The sequence below is a fragment of the Bacteroidia bacterium genome (genome assembly GCA_040880525.1).
GTDB lineage: Bacteria > Bacteroidota > Bacteroidia > CAILMK01 > JBBDIG01 > JBBDIG01.
In genome coordinates this window covers 36,948-56,477 of sequence record JBBDIG010000024.1, presented here as the reverse complement: position 1 = coordinate 56,477, position 19,530 = coordinate 36,948, and the positions used below count along the sequence as shown (strand labels likewise).

20 protein-coding genes and 1 tRNA gene are annotated in these 19,530 nt (G+C 46.1%); 6 read left to right on the top strand and 15 right to left on the bottom strand.

The annotated features are described in order from the left end of the window. Positions 1–349 precede the first annotated feature (349 nt). Positions 350–1,165: a hypothetical protein gene (locus tag WD077_06860; protein ID MEX0966940.1), complete on the top strand. Its 816-nt coding sequence runs from the start codon at positions 350–352 to the stop codon at positions 1,163–1,165. Between the two features lie 9 nt (positions 1,166–1,174). On the opposite strand, the gene WD077_06855 is transcribed toward WD077_06860, so the two are convergent. The 10 genes from WD077_06855 to WD077_06810 all read right to left on the bottom strand — a co-directional run bounded on the left by WD077_06855 (position 1,175) and on the right by WD077_06810 (position 9,413). Next, entirely contained in the window at positions 1,175–2,239 is a 1,065-nt protein-coding gene (locus WD077_06855) for an anhydro-N-acetylmuramic acid kinase (GenBank protein ID MEX0966939.1), read from the bottom strand. A gap of 139 nt (positions 2,240–2,378) precedes the next feature. Further along, on the bottom strand, positions 2,379–3,326 hold the full coding sequence (locus WD077_06850) for a glycosyltransferase (GenBank protein ID MEX0966938.1): 948 nt from the start codon (positions 3,324–3,326) through the stop codon (positions 2,379–2,381). Then, positions 3,323–4,258: a glycosyltransferase gene (locus WD077_06845; GenBank protein ID MEX0966937.1), complete on the bottom strand. Its 936-nt coding sequence runs from the start codon at positions 4,256–4,258 to the stop codon at positions 3,323–3,325. Before WD077_06845 ends, WD077_06850 begins: the two co-directional genes overlap by 4 nt. Before the next feature lie 51 nt (positions 4,259–4,309). Further along, on the bottom strand, positions 4,310–4,978 hold the full coding sequence (locus tag WD077_06840; GenBank protein MEX0966936.1) for a hypothetical protein: 669 nt from the start codon (positions 4,976–4,978) through the stop codon (positions 4,310–4,312). Positions 4,979–4,990: 12 nt separating this feature from the next. Next, positions 4,991–5,920 carry a hypothetical protein gene (locus tag WD077_06835; protein MEX0966935.1) on the bottom strand — a complete coding sequence of 310 codons (930 nt, stop codon included), beginning with the start codon at positions 5,918–5,920 and terminating at the stop codon, positions 4,991–4,993. 1 nt (position 5,921) lies between these two features. Beyond that, positions 5,922–6,617: an acetyltransferase gene (locus WD077_06830; GenBank protein MEX0966934.1), complete on the bottom strand. Its 696-nt coding sequence runs from the start codon at positions 6,615–6,617 to the stop codon at positions 5,922–5,924. After that, positions 6,614–7,348, bottom strand: coding sequence for a WbqC family protein (locus WD077_06825; GenBank protein ID MEX0966933.1), 735 nt, complete (start codon positions 7,346–7,348; stop codon positions 6,614–6,616). Before WD077_06825 ends, WD077_06830 begins: the two co-directional genes overlap by 4 nt. Next, positions 7,345–8,436 (bottom strand): DegT/DnrJ/EryC1/StrS family aminotransferase, encoded by a 1,092-nt coding sequence (locus WD077_06820; protein MEX0966932.1) that lies wholly within the window; start codon positions 8,434–8,436, stop codon positions 7,345–7,347. The genes WD077_06825 and WD077_06820 overlap by 4 nt, the downstream gene beginning before the upstream one ends. A 253-nt stretch (positions 8,437–8,689) precedes the next feature. Then, positions 8,690–8,896, bottom strand: a complete 207-nt coding sequence (locus WD077_06815) for a CsbD family protein (protein MEX0966931.1) — start codon at positions 8,894–8,896, stop codon at positions 8,690–8,692. A 142-nt stretch (positions 8,897–9,038) separates the two neighbouring features. Then, complete coding sequence (locus tag WD077_06810) at positions 9,039–9,413, bottom strand: LapA family protein (protein MEX0966930.1); 375 nt, start codon at positions 9,411–9,413, stop codon at positions 9,039–9,041. A gap of 358 nt (positions 9,414–9,771) precedes the next feature. Here WD077_06810 and WD077_06805 point away from each other — a divergent pair, with 358 nt between their 5' ends. The 4 genes from WD077_06805 to pyrH all read left to right on the top strand — a co-directional run bounded on the left by WD077_06805 (position 9,772) and on the right by pyrH (position 12,741). Then, positions 9,772–10,776: a fumarylacetoacetate hydrolase family protein gene (locus tag WD077_06805; GenBank protein MEX0966929.1), complete on the top strand. Its 1,005-nt coding sequence runs from the start codon at positions 9,772–9,774 to the stop codon at positions 10,774–10,776. Between the two features lie 63 nt (positions 10,777–10,839). After that, complete coding sequence (locus tag WD077_06800; protein ID MEX0966928.1) at positions 10,840–11,730, top strand: flavin reductase family protein; 891 nt, start codon at positions 10,840–10,842, stop codon at positions 11,728–11,730. Positions 11,731–11,859: 129 nt separating this feature from the next. Next, positions 11,860–11,932 (top strand) — tRNA-Pro (locus WD077_06795). 101 nt (positions 11,933–12,033) lie between these two features. Further along, complete coding sequence (pyrH, locus tag WD077_06790) at positions 12,034–12,741, top strand: UMP kinase (protein MEX0966927.1); 708 nt, start codon at positions 12,034–12,036, stop codon at positions 12,739–12,741. 453 nt (positions 12,742–13,194) lie between these two features. Here the strand turns inward: pyrH and hemL are convergent, their stop codons facing one another. Together hemL and WD077_06780 are read right to left on the bottom strand one after the other, a co-directional pair. Then, positions 13,195–14,478, bottom strand: a complete 1,284-nt coding sequence (gene hemL / locus WD077_06785; protein ID MEX0966926.1) for a glutamate-1-semialdehyde 2,1-aminomutase — start codon at positions 14,476–14,478, stop codon at positions 13,195–13,197. Positions 14,479–14,521: 43 nt separating this feature from the next. Further along, positions 14,522–15,052 (bottom strand): thioredoxin domain-containing protein, encoded by a 531-nt coding sequence (locus WD077_06780; GenBank protein MEX0966925.1) that lies wholly within the window; start codon positions 15,050–15,052, stop codon positions 14,522–14,524. Positions 15,053–15,337: 285 nt separating this feature from the next. Between WD077_06780 and mltG the strand changes: the two genes are divergently transcribed. After that, entirely contained in the window at positions 15,338–16,372 is a 1,035-nt protein-coding gene (mltG, locus tag WD077_06775) for an endolytic transglycosylase MltG (protein ID MEX0966924.1), read from the top strand. Positions 16,373–16,425: 53 nt separating this feature from the next. Here mltG and WD077_06770 read toward each other — a convergent pair whose 3' ends face one another. The 3 genes from WD077_06770 to WD077_06760 all read right to left on the bottom strand — a co-directional run bounded on the left by WD077_06770 (position 16,426) and on the right by WD077_06760 (position 19,443). Then, positions 16,426–17,793, bottom strand: coding sequence for a dihydrolipoamide acetyltransferase family protein (locus tag WD077_06770; protein MEX0966923.1), 1,368 nt, complete (start codon positions 17,791–17,793; stop codon positions 16,426–16,428). Positions 17,794–18,090: 297 nt separating this feature from the next. Continuing rightward, a complete protein-coding gene (locus WD077_06765; GenBank protein ID MEX0966922.1) occupies positions 18,091–18,882 on the bottom strand; it encodes a hypothetical protein in 792 nt (263 codons plus the stop codon). Between the two features lie 30 nt (positions 18,883–18,912). Continuing rightward, positions 18,913–19,443, bottom strand: coding sequence for a hypothetical protein (locus WD077_06760; GenBank protein MEX0966921.1), 531 nt, complete (start codon positions 19,441–19,443; stop codon positions 18,913–18,915). Between the last annotated feature and the right edge of the window lie 87 nt (positions 19,444–19,530).

Here is a 19,530-nt window from a genome sequence, read left to right as displayed (position 1 = left end):
AAGGGTTGGGAGTGAAGGGTTAGCCGCTACAATAAACCGTTGAAACGGTTATGGGTCGGCATTCTTCATACCCCCGGTTGAAACCGGGGGTATGGATCGAAATGTTGGAAATGTTGTCATCCATTTTTTTCATCAATTTTTGGAAATTCTGAAGGGATGAAATTATTATAGCAAGCAGCCCAAGCGCTCCCATCCGCAAAACACAATCACCCTCAAAACATGATCACCAGAATTAAAAATATCCCATTCAGAAACATTTGTAATAACCAGGCAAAATCCCTGAAAACCATTAACCGGAGCGCATGCCTTCTTCTTAAATTGCCCTTCATTAAAAACCGCAGTGAAACACATGCCACAAGGAAAAAGCAGAATGGAACAGCAGCGTCAGGCAGTTGAAGTGGAAAAATTGAAGATCCAGGCGGAGTTGGGGGCCTTTTTCATTGAGGGAAACCCTGAACTTCCACCCGATGTGGAAATGCAGTTTCTGCATCACATCCGGTCCTTTCATCAGCGCATGGAAGACGAGCCTGCCAGGAAAGTATTTGACGTGATAGGCCAACCGGATCTGGTCCCACTGAAAGATCTGGAGCCAAAGGATGTTGAAAGTTCATTGCGGAAACTCCGGTCGCTCCTGAAGAGACACAATATTGCAGTGGACTCGCTGCATGAAGTGGCGGAGGAGGAAATGTACAGATTTATGACCGAAGATCTGATGCAGCAGGAGGTAATTGCCCACGACATACCCGGGATGAAAATGTGCTTCACTTATGAAGAGTTTCATCCAAATGATTCAGAAGACGTTGTAGACGCCGCGACACAAGTGGCCAGGGACCTGCTTCAGAACCCGGATTATGAGCAATGGTATCATTTTGCAAAAATCCTGAAATTCAACGGCCTGACGTTTTCCAGGAGAAAAGACCTGAAGCGGTACCTCACTCATTTCTCTGATGCATACTTTTCAATAGAAGTGCAGGACGTAAGGGTAACGGATCTGCAAATGGGTGACTCAGGTTCTGCATTCATCAAAATACTGATTACCTGCAAAGCCTTTCCCAAAGGAAAAACCACCCATACCGGGATGAAAGCGAATGCACGGATCCACCTTACGAATGACGATGGCTGGTGGATGGTAGATGAAATGGAACTTCCACTGGTAAAAAAGTAATACCTATCGTCAGCGCTTCCCCCACAGCGCTCCGCTCAGGCTGTTTCGGCTGGCGCCTGTACAACTGCTAAGGACGTTCTCCTGCTGTTGTATTCTCAGCAACCCTAAAAATGCAAACACCAGCGCTTCTTTAAATTCCACCAGAGACTTTTCAGGCACCACTACTTCAGCCTCACAATGGGTTCGCAGCCGGTCTATGAGAAACCGGTTGAAAGCGCCTCCACCGGTTACCAGCATTTTTTTTCCTTTTGAGCCGGGTCCCAGCGAATTGCCTACCTGAATTGCAATATGCTCCACTACCGTTGCCAGCCTGTCATTCTCAGCAAAACCTGATTCCAACAGCAGCGGAAAGAACTGGCCCTCCACAGCCGTCTTGTCCAGAGATTTAGGTGGAGCCTGCCGCAGATATGCATCTTCCTCAAGTTTATCTAGCAGTTCCGCTTTGACCATTCCTGAAGAGGCTATGCGCCCATCCTCATCATAAGGCCGGTCGACTTCCTGTGCCAGCCTGTTTAGCAGCAAATTGCATGGACAGATATCAAAAGCCACTCTTTCGCCATTTCTTTCAAATGAAATATTAGCGATTCCGCCCAGATTGAGGAGATATTCATATTCTGCGAAAAGAAGTTTATCCCCTATAGGAACCAATGGCGCTCCCTGGCCTCCCAAATGAACATCCAGGCTGCGGAAATTGGAAACCACCGGCAAACCCGTCAGGGCATGAATGGCGGCCCCATCTCCGATTTGAAGGCTAAGATGCCGCTCCGGTTCATGAAAAACAGTATGGCCATGAGATGCTATCAGTTCCGGCCTGAGGTTGTATCTCTCAAGAAATTGCTGTGATACTTCGCCCAGCAACCGGCCATAGGCTACATCTGCCAGGGCCAGTTCATGAGCAGAAGAAAAGGGGAGTGCCTGCAGGCGCTGCCGCCATTCATCGGTATAATTAAATGTTTCGGCCTTTTCTATTTCGAAATGCCAGCGGCCATCAAACCGAAACCGGCAAAATGCCACATCCAGCCCATCCAGAGAAGTGCCGCTCATCAGGCCAAGAACGATGTGGGTGTTCTTCATTTGCCCTTCAGTTTTCATGCTTTCAAAAGTAGCATAGTTCCGGATCAGCGGCCGGGTAAAGATTGGAGGGGTAGAAGCATCCTTTTTATAATTCTAAATTTAATGAGGAATATTCTATGATTGAATTAACCCGCTATTTCTATTCCTGTGCTCCGTTTTCTATCGCACCGCCAGTTCTGCCGTTTACACGGCTGCCGTATTTCTTCAGCATAATCATAAATGCTTTTCTGTTAATCAGTGCGCTTTTAAGAAGGTATAATAATACCCGCAGAAAGTCTTTCCTGTGGCTGGCGAAGATGGCGCGTCTGAAATAAAGGGCCGCAAGCTTATGGCGAAAAACAGAACCCGGCACTTCCGGGAAATGCTTTTGCAGCGTCTTCGTTTGGCGGATCTTAATGCGATTCACATCCAGCGACAATTTATCCCTGTGGCTAATGCTTCCTTTATTTACAGTATATCTGTACTTCAGGTCATGGAAATATTTTACGCGTCCCTTTTTGGAGATCAGCATCTGCAATATCCAGGTGCCGCTGTATACTTCCCAGAACCACTCCGGTATTTCGCTGAGTACACTTCTGCGATAAACCGTGGAGGAAGCAGGTATGAGGCACCGCGAAACCAGTTCATTATGCTCCACGACCATTCCCGGAGACAGGCGCAATTGCTTGCTGTAGAGAAAAGGCTTGAGGTTGTTTTCATCAGACTCCACGATGGCATCATGGAAACACATGACGTAATCCGGGTTTTCGTCCAGGAACGTTACCTGCTGCTGGAGCTTATGTTTGTCCAGCCAGTAATCGTCTCCATCCAGCAGCGCTACGTATTCGCCTTTGGCAGCCTGAATATTCGTGATTAAATTGAGGCGGCCCGGAACTCCGGAATAGCGCTCCTTATGGGCTATAAAGCGTATCAACTCCGGGTATTGCTGACGGTATTTTTCAATTATGGCTTGGGTACCGTCCGTTGAACAATCGTCTCCAATGATGATCTCGTAGTCAAAATCTACTTCCTGCATCAGCACGCTTTCAATGGCCTTAGCTATGTATTTTTCCTGGTTGTAGGTAATAATGGATACACTAACTTTCACACCTGCTGCTTTATTCCGTTATTGTTGAATTTCTTCTTCAGGTAGTGAATGGCAGTCGTTGGTGAAATGGCTGCGGCTCTTGCAAATGCTGCAGACATAGCGGCATACTTTCCTATTCTGCGAAGAATAAATCCACGCTTAAAATACAGATCAGCAATTCGCTGCTGGAAAACCGGTGCATACTCCCGCTTAAAATGCTTCTTAAAAGCCCGGTTTTGTTTAATCATAATGCTATTGGCCCACAGCGAATTCTCGCTTACCCTCGTCATGCTGCTGGTATTCTTGAAACAACAGCAGGTGAGGCCCTCGAAATACTTCACTTTGCCATGACGGGAGGTTAGCAGCGCCATTGCATAATCGCCATTATACACCTGCCAGTACCACTCCGGGATTGGCAGTAAAGCACTGAGCCTGAACATCATAGAGGAGGAATTTATATCCAATCCTGCCACAACCTCCTGGTGGGTGAATCCGGCTGTTTTCCCATAATGGTGGTAGCGATCATTGTAACTCCATGCAGGATGCAGGTTCTCTTCCCACAGAAAGCTGGTATTGTGAAAGGTGAGCGCGAAGTCCTGATGCTGGTCCAGGAAATCAGCCTGTACCTGGAGTTTATTGTTGCTTTCCCACCAATCGTCCCCATCAAGCAATGCTATGTATTCTCCCTTTGCGGCTTCCAGGTTTGTGACAATGCTGAGTTTTCCCGGTACGCCCTGGTACTTTTTTTCATGGAGAAAAAGCCGGATACGATCAGGAAAGGATTGCTGAAATTGCTTTAGCAACTCCCTTGTGCCATCCGTTGAGCAGTCATCTCCGATCAGAATTTCATAAGCGAAATCCACCTCCTGGCTGAGGACGCTTTGCAGCGCCTTTTCCACATACTTTGCCTGATTGTAGGTGATGACCGAGACGGTCACTTTAGGATTTTGCATCTGCACAAACTTACCTGCCGTTGCTTCTTAATATGCTTAAAAAATGGGGTTCTAATTACAAATGACAAATTGATGTGCATTGAGGAACAATGGATTCTGCTTGTCCTGCTCGCTCCATTTTGATTGGTCTGTGTATACGTCAGGGGCAGCGGAAACGGGCATGACCCGGAAATCGAAGGAGACGCGGGTAGCCCCGGTTTCATTTTTCCTGGCACCATGCATCAGGCTGCATCCTTTGAATTCAGCGTATTGGCCAGGTTGCATATTCATGGGTTGAAAATCCGCTTTTCCCTCCTCGCTTTCAATCCAGATGGCATTGGTATCAAAAGCCGGGGTTTGTGGAACGGAGTAGTTCACCTCAGCCAGGTTATGGCCATAATCGCTGTCGCGATGAAAGCGGCTGATGCCACTGCCATTTGAGAAATGGATCCGGTGGGTGGGCCGTGCCTGGTAAAATATGGCCTCCGGGTATTGCGGTCTTATAACTTCTTGAATAAATTTTTCATACATCTCATAAAAAGCCTCGCCTTCACCAGAATTTAATTTGCTATAAAGAAGTTTATACCATTTGGATTGCTCCATATTTTTATACAGAGAATTTTCATTTTTTATGGCTTCATTTTTCTCCGCCTTCATATCTGCAAGACTTTCCACATTCAGGAAAGACGCGATAAGGGCAGGAAAATTAAATTTCTCAAGATCGTATTTGAGTAATTTCATTTAATAATAATTTTAATCATGAACCCAGCGCGCATAACCAATTCCGGTGCGGCCGAATCCATTTCCATTGTAAAATAAATAGAGCTCCTCTCCCACCCGCAGCACGTCAGGATAAGTTTGCATTTTGCTGTCCCAGCCGTCCGGAGAGAGGTTGATCCCGGCTCGCTCATCCATTCGCTTCCAGTCAATACCATCTGTAGATTCTGCATAGCCGATGCGGTAGCTATCCTTGCCATCGCGATAATCAAAACTGCCACGGTAGGTGAACCACATCTTGTAGATCCCGCCTTCGATAATTACTGTAGGCCGGGCATTGGCTTCATACTCTGATTTTGGAAGAATGCAGGTAATATTGGGCCGCTGCCAATGGATGCCATCCGAAGAAGTTGCGTATTTAATAACATACAGTGGTTCCGGTTTTCCATTGGCCATTACGAATCCCGTGGAAGAGGCATACCACATTCGCCATAGATCTCCCTCTTTCAATACGCAGGGGGAAGCGGTAAAAAACGGTTCGTGCAGGTTACGGTCTACCACCGGTCCTTTGAATAGCCGCTGAAATGTTACACCCCCGTTATCACTCACTGCCAGCCCTATGGAATTACGGTAGGGCACCGTAACCGCAGGATTCCAGCCTACATAGTACAGGTAGAGCCGCCCTTCATGTTCTGTAATTGAACAGGGCATAATGCCGCTGTCATCAAAAGTTCCCGTTTCGCCCGGATTCATAATCGGGGCATCATGCAGGTGAATGACTTTGGAAGGATCGGCCGCGGCAACATCCAGGAAAGTGGGAATGCTTTGTCCTTTGGCATTTCGCGGAGCAAAAAATATTCTGATGGTTTCTGCATCCTTCTGCCATGCGGTGGGTACGCAGGCATGGCTTACCATCCATTCGTGGTTTTTATTTGTATTAAAGATCAGCCCTTTTTTCTCCCACATATCAGCCCCCGGTTTTATGCGAAATGCTGTCCAACTCAATGCTTTTCTTGTCAATGGCGCTGGATTTTGCACCTAATACAATTTGTTGTGGAGCCGTGTCCCTGGTAATGATGGCTCCCATTCCGATGAGTGAAAAAGGCGCAATATCGGTTTCATCACGTACGGTAGAATTAACGCCAAAAAATGAATGCTCGCCAATCTGGCAACAGCCGGAGATCACTACGTGCGAAGTGATAAAAACATGGCTGCCAATGGTAGTATGGTGGCCGATATGATTACCACTCCATAAAATACAGTTGTCACCGATCCTGACGAACGGCTGAATGGTATTATCCTCGAAAATGAAACAGTTTTCTCCAATGTCGAGGCCAGGCCACGTGGTAGCTTTCGAACTCACATAACTCACGATCTCATATCCTTTGGCCTTAGCCGCCTCATATTTTTCTCTGCGCAACAGGCTCATCCGCTTGAAGCTGATGGGAAGAAACATTGCATATTCTGAGGGAGGGTAAATTTCCTGTACTTTTTCAAATGGCACGAGGGGCAGCTTTTCATATTCTTCATTCCTGCAATATTCTGCGTCCACAGTAAAAGCCACCACAGAATGCGGGGAATCATGTTTAAAATAAAAATGAGCAAGGCTTGCCAACTGGCTTGCTCCGAAAATCACAATTTTCTTTGCTTTTTCTTTTGTCATCTTAATACTGGTTTTTCGATGGGTGTTTGCAGCCGGTATTTCCGCAGCCAATCCTGGATCTGCTCAGGAGAAAGGTGCATCATTGCATCCAGGATGGAGAGGTTTGGAATAAATGGTTCCTTCTGCTGCGCGTAGGTCAGCAACCGGGGATGAAGAAAATGCAACGTAATTCCGGCCTCCTGAAAAATAGCGGGAGAATATAATTTGATGCCGCCAGCATTGTTCACATATTCATCTGCACCTTCTTGCCTGCAAATATCCAGTACGCGCTTCTCTGCTTTTAAATCATGGTTTCCGTACCGGTTGTCGCTGCTATGGGAAACCGGAATTTCCAGTCCCAGGTAATCTGCCACCGCCACCACACTTTTCCCAGCCAGGGCAGCTATAGAGACCGGTGGCGGATCAATAACTTTCTGTACTAAATCATATACTTCCGAATAATAAGGCGCCTGGCTATATTGCATCTTTAGTGTGAGCAGAAATTTAAGCTTCCAATGGCTGTATAACTTTTTATGAATAGAAGTTTCAGCAATGGTTCTGAATGAACTTTGTTTTTGAAGAGGCACCGTAAAATATACGGGTTGATCATTAATGGCGATCCGGTTCCTGTTTATCCAGCCATTTTTTATATAGTTAACATCATCATAAAGGATAAATTTATCCACAGAAGCCAGCAGCTCAAAATAGCCTGGATACGCAAAGAGGTAAGGTTGCATGATGGCAATCCTCATGGATTAAGAGCTTCAGTAATAATAGATGAAATATACGCTACCTGCTCCATCTGCAGATCGGAATAAAGCGGCAGGCATAGTACCCGCTCGGCTACCGTTTCTGCCACCGGACAATCGGCTCCTTTTAAATATGGCAATTTGTTCAGCGATGGGTAGAAGTATCTCCTGGTAATAATGTTTTCAGACTGGAGCCGCTCTTTTACGTAAAGCAGCTCTTTATCCGATTGAAAAATGACGGGAAAGTAAGCATAGTTGTAATCCAGGCCGGATTGCAAATAGGGCAGCACCAGGCCAGCATTCGCCAGGTTGATGCAATAGCTCTCCCATAATTCCTTGCGCGCTTTAATCAACGATTCTACATAGGGGAGCACACACAGGCCCATTGCCGCATGGAATTCCGAATTTTTTCCGTTAATGCCTGCGCAAATGAATTCTTCCTCCCGGTGACCAAACGTTTTCATCAGGAACATTTTCTCCGCCAGCTTCTCATTATGGGTAATTACCGCTCCGCCCTCCACCGTATGAAAAATCTTGGTGGCATGAAAGCTTACAGCAGTTACATCGCCATGGCTAAGCAGTGAGCTCCCCTGGAACGAGGAGCCAAAAGCATGGGCCGCATCATAAATCACCTTCAGGCCGTGGCGATCCGCTATGCTTCTGATTGCCTCTACATCGCAACTATAGCCATATACGTGGGTGGCAACAATAGCCGTAGTTTCGGGCGTGATGGCATCCTCAATTTTCTTCGGGTCAATGCACATCGTCAAAGGATCTATATCCACGAAAAGAGGCTGGCAATTCTCCCAGATAATAGAAGTAGTAGAGGCTACGTAAGAAAATGGTGTAGTAATAACATCTCCTTTCAGTTCCAGACTCCTTATAGCTATTTGTAAAGCTATCGTACCATTTGCCACAAAGTGCAGGTACGGCACGTTCAGATATTGACGTAGTTCCTCCTCCAGTTCCTTCACCAGCGGGCCATTATTGGTAATGCGGTTTCGCTGCCAAATGCCGTGTAGCTTCTCCGTATAACTTTCCATCGGAGGCATGAAGGGTTGGCAAACGGCTATATTTTGTAAGGCTATCATTTAAATGCTCAATTATCGTCCAAAGATATTGATAACTATTAAAAAAATAGTTTATTCTCAGATAAAATTTAACCGCCACATATAAACACCCGAAAATGGCTTACCTAAAAAATAGTTTTTTCTAAAATAGATACAATACAAACCTCGAACCCGGCACCTGGACCGGGGGTAAACAAGGCCTAAATGTAAAAAACCGCCCGGCAATTTGCCAAAGCGGTTTTTACTTACAAACAAGATAAACTTAGACTCTCAATCAAGCCTTGCTGGCTTCTCTGTCCAGCCGCTGAATTTCAGCTCTGATTTCATCTCTTGCTTTTCCAGTCTTTTTCTGGATGTTGCCAATAAGTTGTTCTTCTTGTCCTTCGGAATAGGTAAGATCGTCATCCGTTAGCTGGCCCCATTTTTCTTTGAGTTTGCCTTTAGTCTGGTTCCAGTTCCCTTTAATTCTTAGATCGTCCATGAGATTATTTTTTATGAGTTTGTTATAGAGTAAACCGGGAATTCATTAAGATGTTCAAAATTTTGGAGCTGAATTTTCCATTTTCGGCTTGCATTTCAATTCATAAATAATAGTTTTAATTCTAAGAACTGACACCCATTTTCTATTCAGTAAAATCCTTGATCCCACCAGAAGAGCCGCGTTTACCGCCTCCATCAATCTCCTGGTTTTGAAGTGCAGCCTTTTCTTCTTTTAGTGTTTGTATCTGCACATTCAGATTTTTCATCTCCTTCTTCTGACGGGAAATCATCCGGTCTCTGCGCCATACATTATTGATAATGCTGAACAACCCTAACAATACTCCACCCACAAACACTATGGCCAGTACAAGGGCGAGTGAACCCTGAAATTCCCACAACAGGAATTTAATGGGCGTAACCTGAGAATTCTGTAACGCGAACACGATTCCCAGAAGCAGGATAAACACCCCAAGCACCACGAATAACATGTTCGAACTTCCCTTTTTGTAATCTTCCATCAATACAATTTTTTATGAAATGATTCCGCAGAATTACCAAATTATACTGAAACGAGTTCTGCGTTCCGGGTTCTGCGTTCCGGGTTCCGGGTTCTGTGTTCTACGAAGCATCGACCACTGACCAGTGAACATCGAACATTGAACGTTGAACTCGGAACATCGAACGTTGAACTCGGAACATTGAACATTGAACCTAGAAGCATCTATTACCTGGTGTTTACGGCTATAAAAGGTTCCTTCTGCCTTTCTACCTTTGCCACGAGATTTAAACATTTCCAGGGGGCAATGTTTAAATAGCTTCGGGAAATATCCCCGAGGCAAATTATCAAAAAGATCACCCACACCTAAAGACGAAAAAATGAAGTTAGTATCCTACCTTGACGGAGATTGCGACCGGCTGGGATTTTACCACGATGGCAACGTATATCCGTTGGACGAAATAGAACCGGGAATGCCGGACAATATGCTGGATTTCCTCATGGAAGAAGATGCCATACCGAGGGCCAGGAAGCTGAACAAAAAGCTGCTGGAGGGAAAATACAGTGAAAAGGCACTGGATTTTAATACGCTTGACGTGATGGCACCGGTGCCTTATCCCACCAGTTGCCGCGATGCTTATGCCTTTCGGCAGCATGTAGCTACCGCCCGCAGAAACCGTGGAGTAGAGATGATCCCCGAATTTGATCAATTCCCGGTATTTTACTTTACCAACCACAATGCGGTAATGGGACCAGGCGAAATTGAACTGATGCCGGACCACTTCGAGAAGCTGGATTTTGAACTGGAGGTGGCGATAGTGATTGGAAAAGATGGCCGGAACATCCGCGCAGAAGAAGCAGACGATTACATTGCTGGATACATGATAATGAACGACCTAAGTGCCCGCAGGCTGCAAATGGAGGAGATGAAGCTGAACCTCGGTCCTGCAAAAGGAAAAGATTTCTCTACTATAATAGGGCCCTGGCTGGTAACCCCTGATGAACTGGAACAGTATAAAACCCCGGCTAAAAACGGCCACACCGGAAATGCTTATGATCTGAAAATGGTCGCGCGGGTAAACGGTAAAGAAGTGAGCCGTGGCAACCTGAAAGATATGGACTGGACTTTTGCCGAGATCATTGAGCGTGTTTCTTACGGAGTAGACCTGATGCCTGGGGACATCATCGGTTCAGGTACGGTGGGCACAGGCTGCTTCCTGGAATTGAACGGCACCGCCCGCCTCAAAAATCCTGAACATGAAGATCAGTGGCTAAACGATGGCGACCAGGTAGAACTGGAAGTGGAAGGACTTGGACTCCTGCGCAATACCATGGAAATGGAAGACACTTCCTATTCTATATTTCAACAGAAAAAGAACACTTAACTCGCAGACACCGCCAAATGCCTGTCCGTCTGTCCCTAAAGCGAAGGCAAATATGAAATCCTTATGAAGTCATTTGAACCGCAAGATTTGGATTTGAAAGAGCGCCACCAGTTGTTGCTCGGAGCTGTAGCGCCACGGCCTATTGCATTCGCCAGCACTATTGATAAGGCAGGAAATCCAAATCTTTCCCCGTTTAGTTTTTTCAACATTTTCAGCAGCAATCCGCCAACGCTCATTTTCTCACCTGCACGGAGGGGCCGGGACAATACCGTGAAGCATACCCTGGAGAATGTAATGGAGGTGCCCGAAGTGGTGGTGAATATTGTGAGCTACAGCATTCTGAACCAGATGGTGCTCACCAGTACTGAATATGACCGTGATGTAAATGAATTTGAGCGCAGCGCCCTCACACCTATTGACAGCATCAAAGTGAAACCTTTCCGGGTGAAGGAAGCCAAAGCGCAACTAGAGTGCGTGGTAAAAGATATTATTCATCTTGGAAAGGAAGGTGGAGCCGGCAACCTCGTGATCTGCGAAGTGGTATACGTGCATATTGACGAAAGCGTGCTAAAAGAAAATGGCCGCATTGATCCCGTAAAAATGGATCAGGTTGCCCGTCTTGCCGAAGGCTACTATTGTCGCGTTTCGGAAGGCATATTTGAAGTAGCCCCACCACGTGGAACCAACAATCTTGGAATGGACGGCCTGCCTGCTTGGATACGCGAAAGCCGCCATTTCACAGCAAATGAACTGGCGCGCCTGGCAAAAGCCACCCACTTGCCTTCCGAAGCAGAGGTGGAGATGGTTCGCCACTCCACAGGTATGAAGGAGATCTATGAGAAATACGGACATGATGGGGTAATGCTGGAATCAAAACTTCACAACCTGGCAAAAAATTTAATTGCTGAAGGCAAGGAAGATGAAGCACTCAGAATATTAATGAGTAACAAATAAGTTCTGTGAATTACTAACGATGCATAGGATGGCATTTTCAGGTGTCATTGGATTTAAATTGGCAAATCCGGGGCAGGTCAGTTAATTTTGTACCATCACTTTTTAAATATTACGTTATTGAATTTTCATCGGGGTGTGGCGCAGTTGGTAGCGTACCAGCATGGGGTGCTGGGGGTCGCGAGTTCGAGTCTCGCCACTCCGACTCATTGCTATAAAGCAAGCTAAAAGAGTTGCCGGGTGATTCCGGCAACTCTTTTTTTTGCCGTGGCTTTTCCTTCTGTTTCAGTAAAAAAATAAAGAATAATGGCCTATAAACGAGTTCTGCTTAAACTGAGCGGAGAAGCCCTGATGGGGAAAAATAATTTCGGAATAAATTCTGAAGTTCTTGAGCAATATGCTGATGAGATGCGGACGCTGGTAGCCGAAAAATACGAGGTAGGTATCGTGATAGGCGGTGGCAATATTTTCCGTGGGCTGGAGGCCGTAAAGGGTGGGATGGAAGACCGGGCACAGGCAGATTATATGGGAATGCTGGCCACCGTCATCAATGGCATGGCGCTTCAAACTGCCTTAGAATCGCATGGCATGAAAACGCGCCTGCAATCAGCCATTAAGATGGAGCAGATCTGCGAGCCCTTCATCAGGCGCAGGGCCATTCGCCACCTCGAAAAGGGCCGGATCGTAATTTTTGCAGCGGGCACCGGTAACCCTTATTTCACCACGGATACGGCAGCCGCACTCAGGGCTGTGGAGATTGAAGCCGATGTCATCCTCAAAGGAACCCGTGTGGATGGCATATACACTGCTGATCCGCTCAAAGATTTAACGGCAGAGAAGTATACGAACCTCACATTTGACGAAGCTTACGAGAAAAACCTCAACGTGATGGATATGACGGCTTTTACGCTATGCAAGCAAAACAACATTCCCATTATTGTTTTTGACATGAATGAGCGGGGCAATCTCCTGCGCGTGGTGAAAGGCGAACAGGTAGGGACACTTGTCCAATAATTTTTCCTTTCAGCGAATGCTTAAAATTTAGGGAAATTGCTTTCTTCATATTTTGAAACAGCACTTATTCAATTGTCTTTTATTAAATAACCCTTTAAATTTAGTGCTATTTTTATTCTGAGTATTTTTTTAAATATTGCTTTTGAATTTTATTTTATAAATTTAAATAATTAATATCCATTACATTCCATCCTAAATTATAATTTAACCCATAAATAATAAAATATATTTCCGCGCCTACAGGAAATCCTCAATATGAGCCGCACAGGTGCGCCATATTTATTTTCTAATCGAAATTGACGGTGATTTTATAACGCTGGGCTTCCGCCCGGAAAATTGACCCATTTACATTATCCGCTGACGCGAATTGTCCGGCTGAAAGCCAGACTTACATTTGGGTATCTCGCGACAATGACCTTCTGCAGAAGGAGAATCTCCGGGAACCTTCCCGATTTAATCGTTCAGTGCAATCCTGACTGCGGCAATTATTTTATCCAACTCATCTTCCTGGATTATCATAGGTACAAACCAGGCTTCAAACTGGCTGGGCGGTATATACACCCCGTTTTGGATGAGGCCCCAAAAGAACCGGGCGAATGCTGCGGTATCAGATGTGGATGCCGAATCAAAATCCTTGACGTGATGCGAAGTAAAAAAGGGATTTATCATTGAGCCGAACCGGTTTACCGTGACAGGTGCACCTGCATCGGCCACGGCTTTTTTGATGCCCGTTTCCAGGCGCTCAGTCATCTGCATCAGATGTTGATAGCCTTGGGGATGCTCCTGCAGATATTTCAGCGTATAGTATCCGGCCGTCATCGCAAGCGGGTTACCACTCAATGTCCCGGCCTGGTATACGCCACCAAGGGGAGCAAGTTTATCCATTATTTCGGCTCGCGCGCCAAACGCCCCCACCGGCAAGCCCCCGCCAATAATCTTCCCAAGACAGGTGATGTCAGCCTCCACACCAAATTCTGCCTGTGCTCCACCAAAGTTTTTACGAAATCCGCTCATCACTTCGTCAACCACCAGCAGCGCCCCATAGCGGTGCGACAGTTCCTGTACTTTTTTAAGAAAATCATTTTCCGGCACAACAACTCCCATATTGCCTGCAACGGGTTCTGTAACAACAGCCGCGACAGCCTTTCCATGCTCCCGGAATATGGCTTCCACGCTTTCTATATCATTGAATTTTGCTATTAACGTATCCTTCACTGTTCCTTCCGGCACGCCTGCACTGGTCGGCATTCCGAAGGTCATAAGGCCTGACCCGGATTGCGCAAGAAGGAAATCAGAATGGCCGTGGTAGCAACCGGCAAACTTGATGACCTTGTTTCGTCCGGTAAACCCGCGGGCCAGGCGAATGGCACTCATCACCGCTTCCGTTCCCGAATTCACGAAACGTACCTTATCCATTCCCGGAAAGGCTTCTTTAACAAGTTCAGCGAGTTTTATTTCAATTTCAGTAGTTGCACCAAAGCTGGTCCCGTTATTCAGCGCTTCATTGAGCGCACTGGTAATGGTGGGATGGGAATGGCCGAGGATAAGCGGACCGTAGCTGCCTACAAGATCAATGTAGCGATTTCCGTCAGCATCTTCAATCCACGCACCGGACCCGCGCCTGATGATCAGCGGATTTCCACCTACCGATCTGAATGCACGAACGGGGCTGTTGACGCCACCTACAAGATGTTTTTCAGCCCTTGAAAAAAGCGCCTGGCTTTTCTGAAAATTCATGGAAAATGATTAGACCTGGAAAAATAAAATCAGCAAGCCAGCTCTATTTGGCCAGCAGAAATTCATTGATCATCTGATCGAATGATGCCTTGGGAAGTGCGCCCTGTGCCATTTGAGGCTGATCGCCATTACCGGGAATAAAAAGAATGGAAGGCAGGCTCATGATCTGAAGCTTGGCAGCTACCTCCTTTTCTGCTTCAGTATCTACTTTATACACCTTCACCCGGCCCTCATATTCTGCGGCTACCTTTCTGAGGGTGGGTTCCATCATTTTGCAGGGCCTGCACCAGTCAGCGTAAAAATCTACAATGGCGGGCTCCGTTCCGTTGTATTTCCATTGGGTATTGTTGCGATAGTCGAAGATCAACTCCCGGAACTGAGCCGAGGTGAGGTAAACGATAAGGTCTTTGTTTTCTGCTTTGGCCTGTACAGGAGTGGTTTCAGTGGTTACTTTGTTAACGGGATAATCCACCTCCGGTCGGCTTGTGTCTCTTTGCTTATTGGATTCCCCACAGCTTGTAAAAAAAAGCAGGGCAGCCAATATTAAAACGGTATTCATCAATATATTTTTCATTGAAATTTCTTTAGTACTGAACTTACAAATCCTTAACCACACACGGTTGTTTGGAAAAAAGAAGTTTTATTGGCAAAAATACTTTTTTGATTCATCACGGAGTTGCCGCAGGCCCGCTGGCCGGAAACGCTTTATTTTTGCATTTCTTTCCCTGGCAAATCAGTACCAGAATCCTGCGGCAATTTGTTGTATAAAATCATTGTAAATGTATTCATGTGTCCAGTGTTCTTGAATGTTTTACAAAATATTGGAAGATAAAGTTATACGCTAAAAAAAACGGTTTTTTTGTTAAAGAGAATTTTCATTTTAATATTCCTGCTCGCCTTATTGGCGGGAGGTACAGGTGCCTGGTTTATTTATCATTATGCCTTCCAGCCTAACGTTCAGGTAGAGGGCTCGCCCTTTCTTTATGTTCCTACAGGGGCTACTTATCAGGAAGTATTGGATAGTCTTCAGCACAATAATTTTCTCCTCAATGCCAAGACTTTTGACCGGGTGGCGCAACAGAAAAAATATCCCTCAGCCATTAAGTCAGGGCGTTTCCGGCTCAGGGAAGGTATGGGAAACAATGAACTCATCAACCATCTCCGGCTTTCAGGAAACCAGGAGCCTGTGGATCTGGTGATATATAACGTCAGAACAAAAGAAGATCTGGCTGAAATTGCGGGCCAGGCTTTGGAAACCGATTCTCTGCAGATTATACGGCTCTTGCAGAATGATACGCTGCTGGAGGCTAAATACGGATTTGATGCCGAAAAGATCATGGTGATGTTTCTGCCCAATACCTACCAGTTTTTCTGGAACACTTCAGCGCAGGAATTTCTGGATCGAATGGCCGTGGAGTTCAAAAGGTTCTGGACAGCGGAGCGGATGCAGAAAGCAAAAGAAGCAGACTTGTCTCAAAGCGAGGTTTACATCCTTGCATCCATTGTGCAGCAGGAAACCAACAGGAAAGAGGATATGCCAAAAATAGCCGGAGTGTACCTCAACCGTTTGCGAATAGGAATGCCCCTGCAGGCGGATCCCACGCTAAAATGGGCGCTTCAGAATTTTGACGCAAAACGGGTTTTAAATAAGGACAAACTTGTGGATAGCCGATACAACACTTATAAATACGCGGGCCTCCCACCGGGGCCTATCTGCCTGGCTAATCCTGTAACCATTGATGCGGTGCTGAACCATGAAGATCATGACTACCTGTATTTTGTTGCCAGGGATGATTTTTCCGGTTATTCCGTGTTCTCCAAAACTTACTCGCAGCATCTGATCAATGCACGAAAGTATCAACGAGAGTTGAACAGACGGAGAATAATGCGATGAACTTCAGGCAGATAATGGCCGGAGTTGAGCAAATTCAGAAGGTTGTATCGAAATTACAATGTCCGGTTCACGTCCCAGGCCTCCAGGTAGTCTGCCACGCGCCTCACGAAACTGCCGCCCAGCATTCCGTCCACAACGCGATGGTCGTAAGCATGTGAAAGGAACATCATGTGGCGAATGGCGATAACATCTCCATCTTCGGTTTCGAGCACTGCCGGCTTTTTCTTTATTGCTCCTGCAGCCATAATGGCTACCTGGGGCTGGTTGATGACCGGAGTTCCCATCACGTTTCCGAAAGTTCCTACGTTGGTGAGCGTAAAAGTGCCGCCCTGTATTTCTTCCGGTTTTAATTTGTTTTCGCGGGCACGTTTTGCCAGGTCGTTCACAGCCTTCGTCAGTCCCAGCAGGTTTTTCTCATCTGCATTGCGAATTACGGGCACGATCAGATTTCCGGAAGGTAAAGCTGCCGCCATGCCGATATTAATGGCTTTGCGCTTTATGATCTTATCTCCGGCTACAGAAATATTGATCATCGGAAAATCGCGGATAGCCTTTGCAAGGGCCTCAATGAATATGGGCGTAAATGTGATTTTCTCTCCTTCCCGTTTCTCAAAATCCTTCTTGATCCTGTCGCGCCATTTCACAAGATTGGTTACGTCCACTTCTACCATGCTGGTGACGTGGGCAGAAGTATGCTTGGAATGCACCATGTGCGCAGAAATGAGCTTCCGCATTCTGTCCATTTCTATGATCTCATCACCGGGATAAAGCGGCACATCCATCTCTTTTATACCTGCCTGCGGCTTCTCCTGAACTGTAATTTTATCAGAAGGCTGGCCTGCAGGGGCTGCGGATTGTGCCGGTTGTTCCTGCTTTTCCTGTGCTTTCCGTCCGTTGCTAACGTACGCAAGGATGTCTTTTTTTGTAACACGTCCTTCACGGCCGCTGCCTTCCATTGCTTCCAACTCTCCGGAAGTAATTCCCTCTCTGCGGGCAATATTCAGCACCAGCGGAGAATAAAATTTCCCGCCTTCAGTGCGCGACTTCAGCTCTCCTTTAGTTTCACCGGAAGTTAAGGCACTGGCCGTGCGGGATTCCTTGCCGGATCCGGATTCTGCCCTTGCGGGTTCCGTTTCTGCTTCTTCCCGTGCAGGAGCGCTGGAATCCGCTCCACCGCCTGCTGTAATAATCTTAGCCACAGAATCGCCCACAGCCACCACATCACCTTCCTGAAATAATATCTTTCCCAGCTTCCCTTCCACAGGTGAAGGCACCTCTGAATCCACCTTGTCCGTAGCTATTTCCAGTACGGGCTCGTCAATTTTAATATCATCTCCTTCCTTTTTCAACCATTTCAGAATGGTAGCTTCTGCAATGCTTTCGCCCATCTTGGGCATGATAAGGTCAACTGAGTCAGACATATTTCCTGGTTTATCTTTTTTGATTGATACGTTCGCTTCCTGCTTTCATTTACACAGTGAAGGTACCTTCATTAGCGGCTGTAAAATTAATCCTTATAATTCGCTTCTTCCAAAACCATCTGCAATCCGAAACACAAAATTTGGTTCCGCCATTACCCCGATGAACAAATCTGGTTTGGAAAGGATCAATGGAAGCCAGGAATTTTGCAGCAGGGCAACGGCAAAATAAAAAAGCCTGAATTCCGGATTTATATTCCGGAACTCAGGCCCACAGATAAGAGGAATAAAAAATAAGTCTTATTCGGTCACTGGAATTGTAGAAAGCAACTTGAGATAGTTAATATCAGAGTAGTCATATTGGCTAAGACCATCCGGTCCAATCACCATTAGCAAGTTGTTGTACGGAATCACATCAAAAGTTTCAATGCCGGTAATATGGTTGGTCATTTCCAGGCTCTCCGGATCCTCGTTGTCAAATACTTTCAAACCATCCGTTCCATCACAAACAAAAAGGTGGTTGCCATCTACGCCCAGGCCAAATGGATTGCTCAACGGATATGTGTTTACCAAACTTGGGGAACTCATATTGCTGATATCAATCACCTGAAGTTCATTTACCGGTGTGCCTCCGCAATCCGTGCCCGTGCGAAGCGTGACATAGGCATAATTTCCCTGCGCCACTACGGGGTCGCATCTGCGAATGTGTGCATAAGTGGAAACATATACCGGCTGGCTCGGATTTGTAATGCTGTAGATCAGCATTCCTGAACGGGTTCCCATCAGCAAATATTCGTGGAAAGCAAAAATGGTTTCTATTTCACTCCCTTGTAACTTCATCCCGGAAGAATGTACAGGTTCGGCTGCATTCGCCAGAGAAAATACCTCCAGACGGTCGTTCTGGATGATGTACAAAAAATCTTTGGCTATGGTAAACCTCGCCATGGACCCACCCGTACCGGTTCCAGTTCCACCGGTTCCGGTATTTCCTTGTGTGGGACTTTGCGAGGGACTGTCCATATCTCCTTTGCTGCAGCCTTGAAAGGCAAAGGCCCCTGCCGCAATCATCATTAGCATTAATATCTTCTTCATCTTATTATTCTTTAAGGTTATCTTTTACTTTTAGCGGAAACATTGAGGATTGGTCAGGTCAGCTTTTTCCCAGCCTATCACCATTCCTTTGTCGGGATCTACACAATCAAAATAAAATCCCTGCTCTGGTGGATACAGATCCTGCGAATTCTTGTCGAAGTCTATCACGTTCTGCACTTCCTTCACTACCACCGCAGCGAGCGGATTTGAAATATCAATCACTGCCAGATGATTCCCATTGTTCGCATACATGTAAGTCTCTTTAATAGAAACATCGCTGTTATAGGGGATCCTGATGAACGAAATATTCTTGGGATGGGTAGGATCGGTGTTGTCAATAACGTGAACACCCAGGCTTTTTTCATTTATAAAAATGAAGTTGTCCTTATAATAAATCTTTCCGGGGTTCTTCACCGGGCGGGCTTCCACGGATTTTATGGCAACCGAATCTGCTGAGTAAACCGGTTGATACCCTTCAACCTCCCATTCAGTATTTCTTTCGCAACCCAACAGGAGGGTTCCACCCAGGGTAAGCAGGAGAAAAATTTTAAGTTGGCTCATATCAATTTTTGTTTAGTGAAAAATTCTATCTTAAAAATAAATGCAAAATGCCCAAGAGAGATGTATCAGTGCAATAAACGGTTGCAC

Coding starts and splice junctions, on each gene's coding strand:
- WD077_06860 (MEX0966940.1), top strand. CDS start 350: ATGCCACAAGGAAAAAGCAGAATGGAACAGCAGCGTCAGGCAGTTGAA.
- WD077_06855 (MEX0966939.1), bottom strand. CDS start 2,239: ATGAAGAACACCCACATCGTTCTTGGCCTGATGAGCGGCACTTCTCTG.
- WD077_06845 (MEX0966937.1), bottom strand. CDS start 4,258: ATGCAAAATCCTAAAGTGACCGTCTCGGTCATCACCTACAATCAGGCA.
- WD077_06840 (MEX0966936.1), bottom strand. CDS start 4,978: ATGAAATTACTCAAATACGATCTTGAGAAATTTAATTTTCCTGCCCTT.
- WD077_06835 (MEX0966935.1), bottom strand. CDS start 5,920: ATGTGGGAGAAAAAAGGGCTGATCTTTAATACAAATAAAAACCACGAA.
- WD077_06830 (MEX0966934.1), bottom strand. CDS start 6,617: ATGACAAAAGAAAAAGCAAAGAAAATTGTGATTTTCGGAGCAAGCCAG.
- WD077_06825 (MEX0966933.1), bottom strand. CDS start 7,348: ATGAGGATTGCCATCATGCAACCTTACCTCTTTGCGTATCCAGGCTAT.
- WD077_06820 (MEX0966932.1), bottom strand. CDS start 8,436: ATGATAGCCTTACAAAATATAGCCGTTTGCCAACCCTTCATGCCTCCG.
- WD077_06815 (MEX0966931.1), bottom strand. CDS start 8,896: ATGGACGATCTAAGAATTAAAGGGAACTGGAACCAGACTAAAGGCAAA.
- WD077_06810 (MEX0966930.1), bottom strand. CDS start 9,413: ATGGAAGATTACAAAAAGGGAAGTTCGAACATGTTATTCGTGGTGCTT.
- WD077_06805 (MEX0966929.1), top strand. CDS start 9,772: ATGAAGTTAGTATCCTACCTTGACGGAGATTGCGACCGGCTGGGATTT.
- WD077_06800 (MEX0966928.1), top strand. CDS start 10,840: ATGAAGTCATTTGAACCGCAAGATTTGGATTTGAAAGAGCGCCACCAG.
- pyrH (MEX0966927.1), top strand. CDS start 12,034: ATGGCCTATAAACGAGTTCTGCTTAAACTGAGCGGAGAAGCCCTGATG.
- hemL (MEX0966926.1), bottom strand. CDS start 14,478: ATGAATTTTCAGAAAAGCCAGGCGCTTTTTTCAAGGGCTGAAAAACAT.
- WD077_06780 (MEX0966925.1), bottom strand. CDS start 15,052: ATGAAAAATATATTGATGAATACCGTTTTAATATTGGCTGCCCTGCTT.
- WD077_06770 (MEX0966923.1), bottom strand. CDS start 17,793: ATGTCTGACTCAGTTGACCTTATCATGCCCAAGATGGGCGAAAGCATT.
- WD077_06765 (MEX0966922.1), bottom strand. CDS start 18,882: ATGAAGAAGATATTAATGCTAATGATGATTGCGGCAGGGGCCTTTGCC.
- WD077_06760 (MEX0966921.1), bottom strand. CDS start 19,443: ATGAGCCAACTTAAAATTTTTCTCCTGCTTACCCTGGGTGGAACCCTC.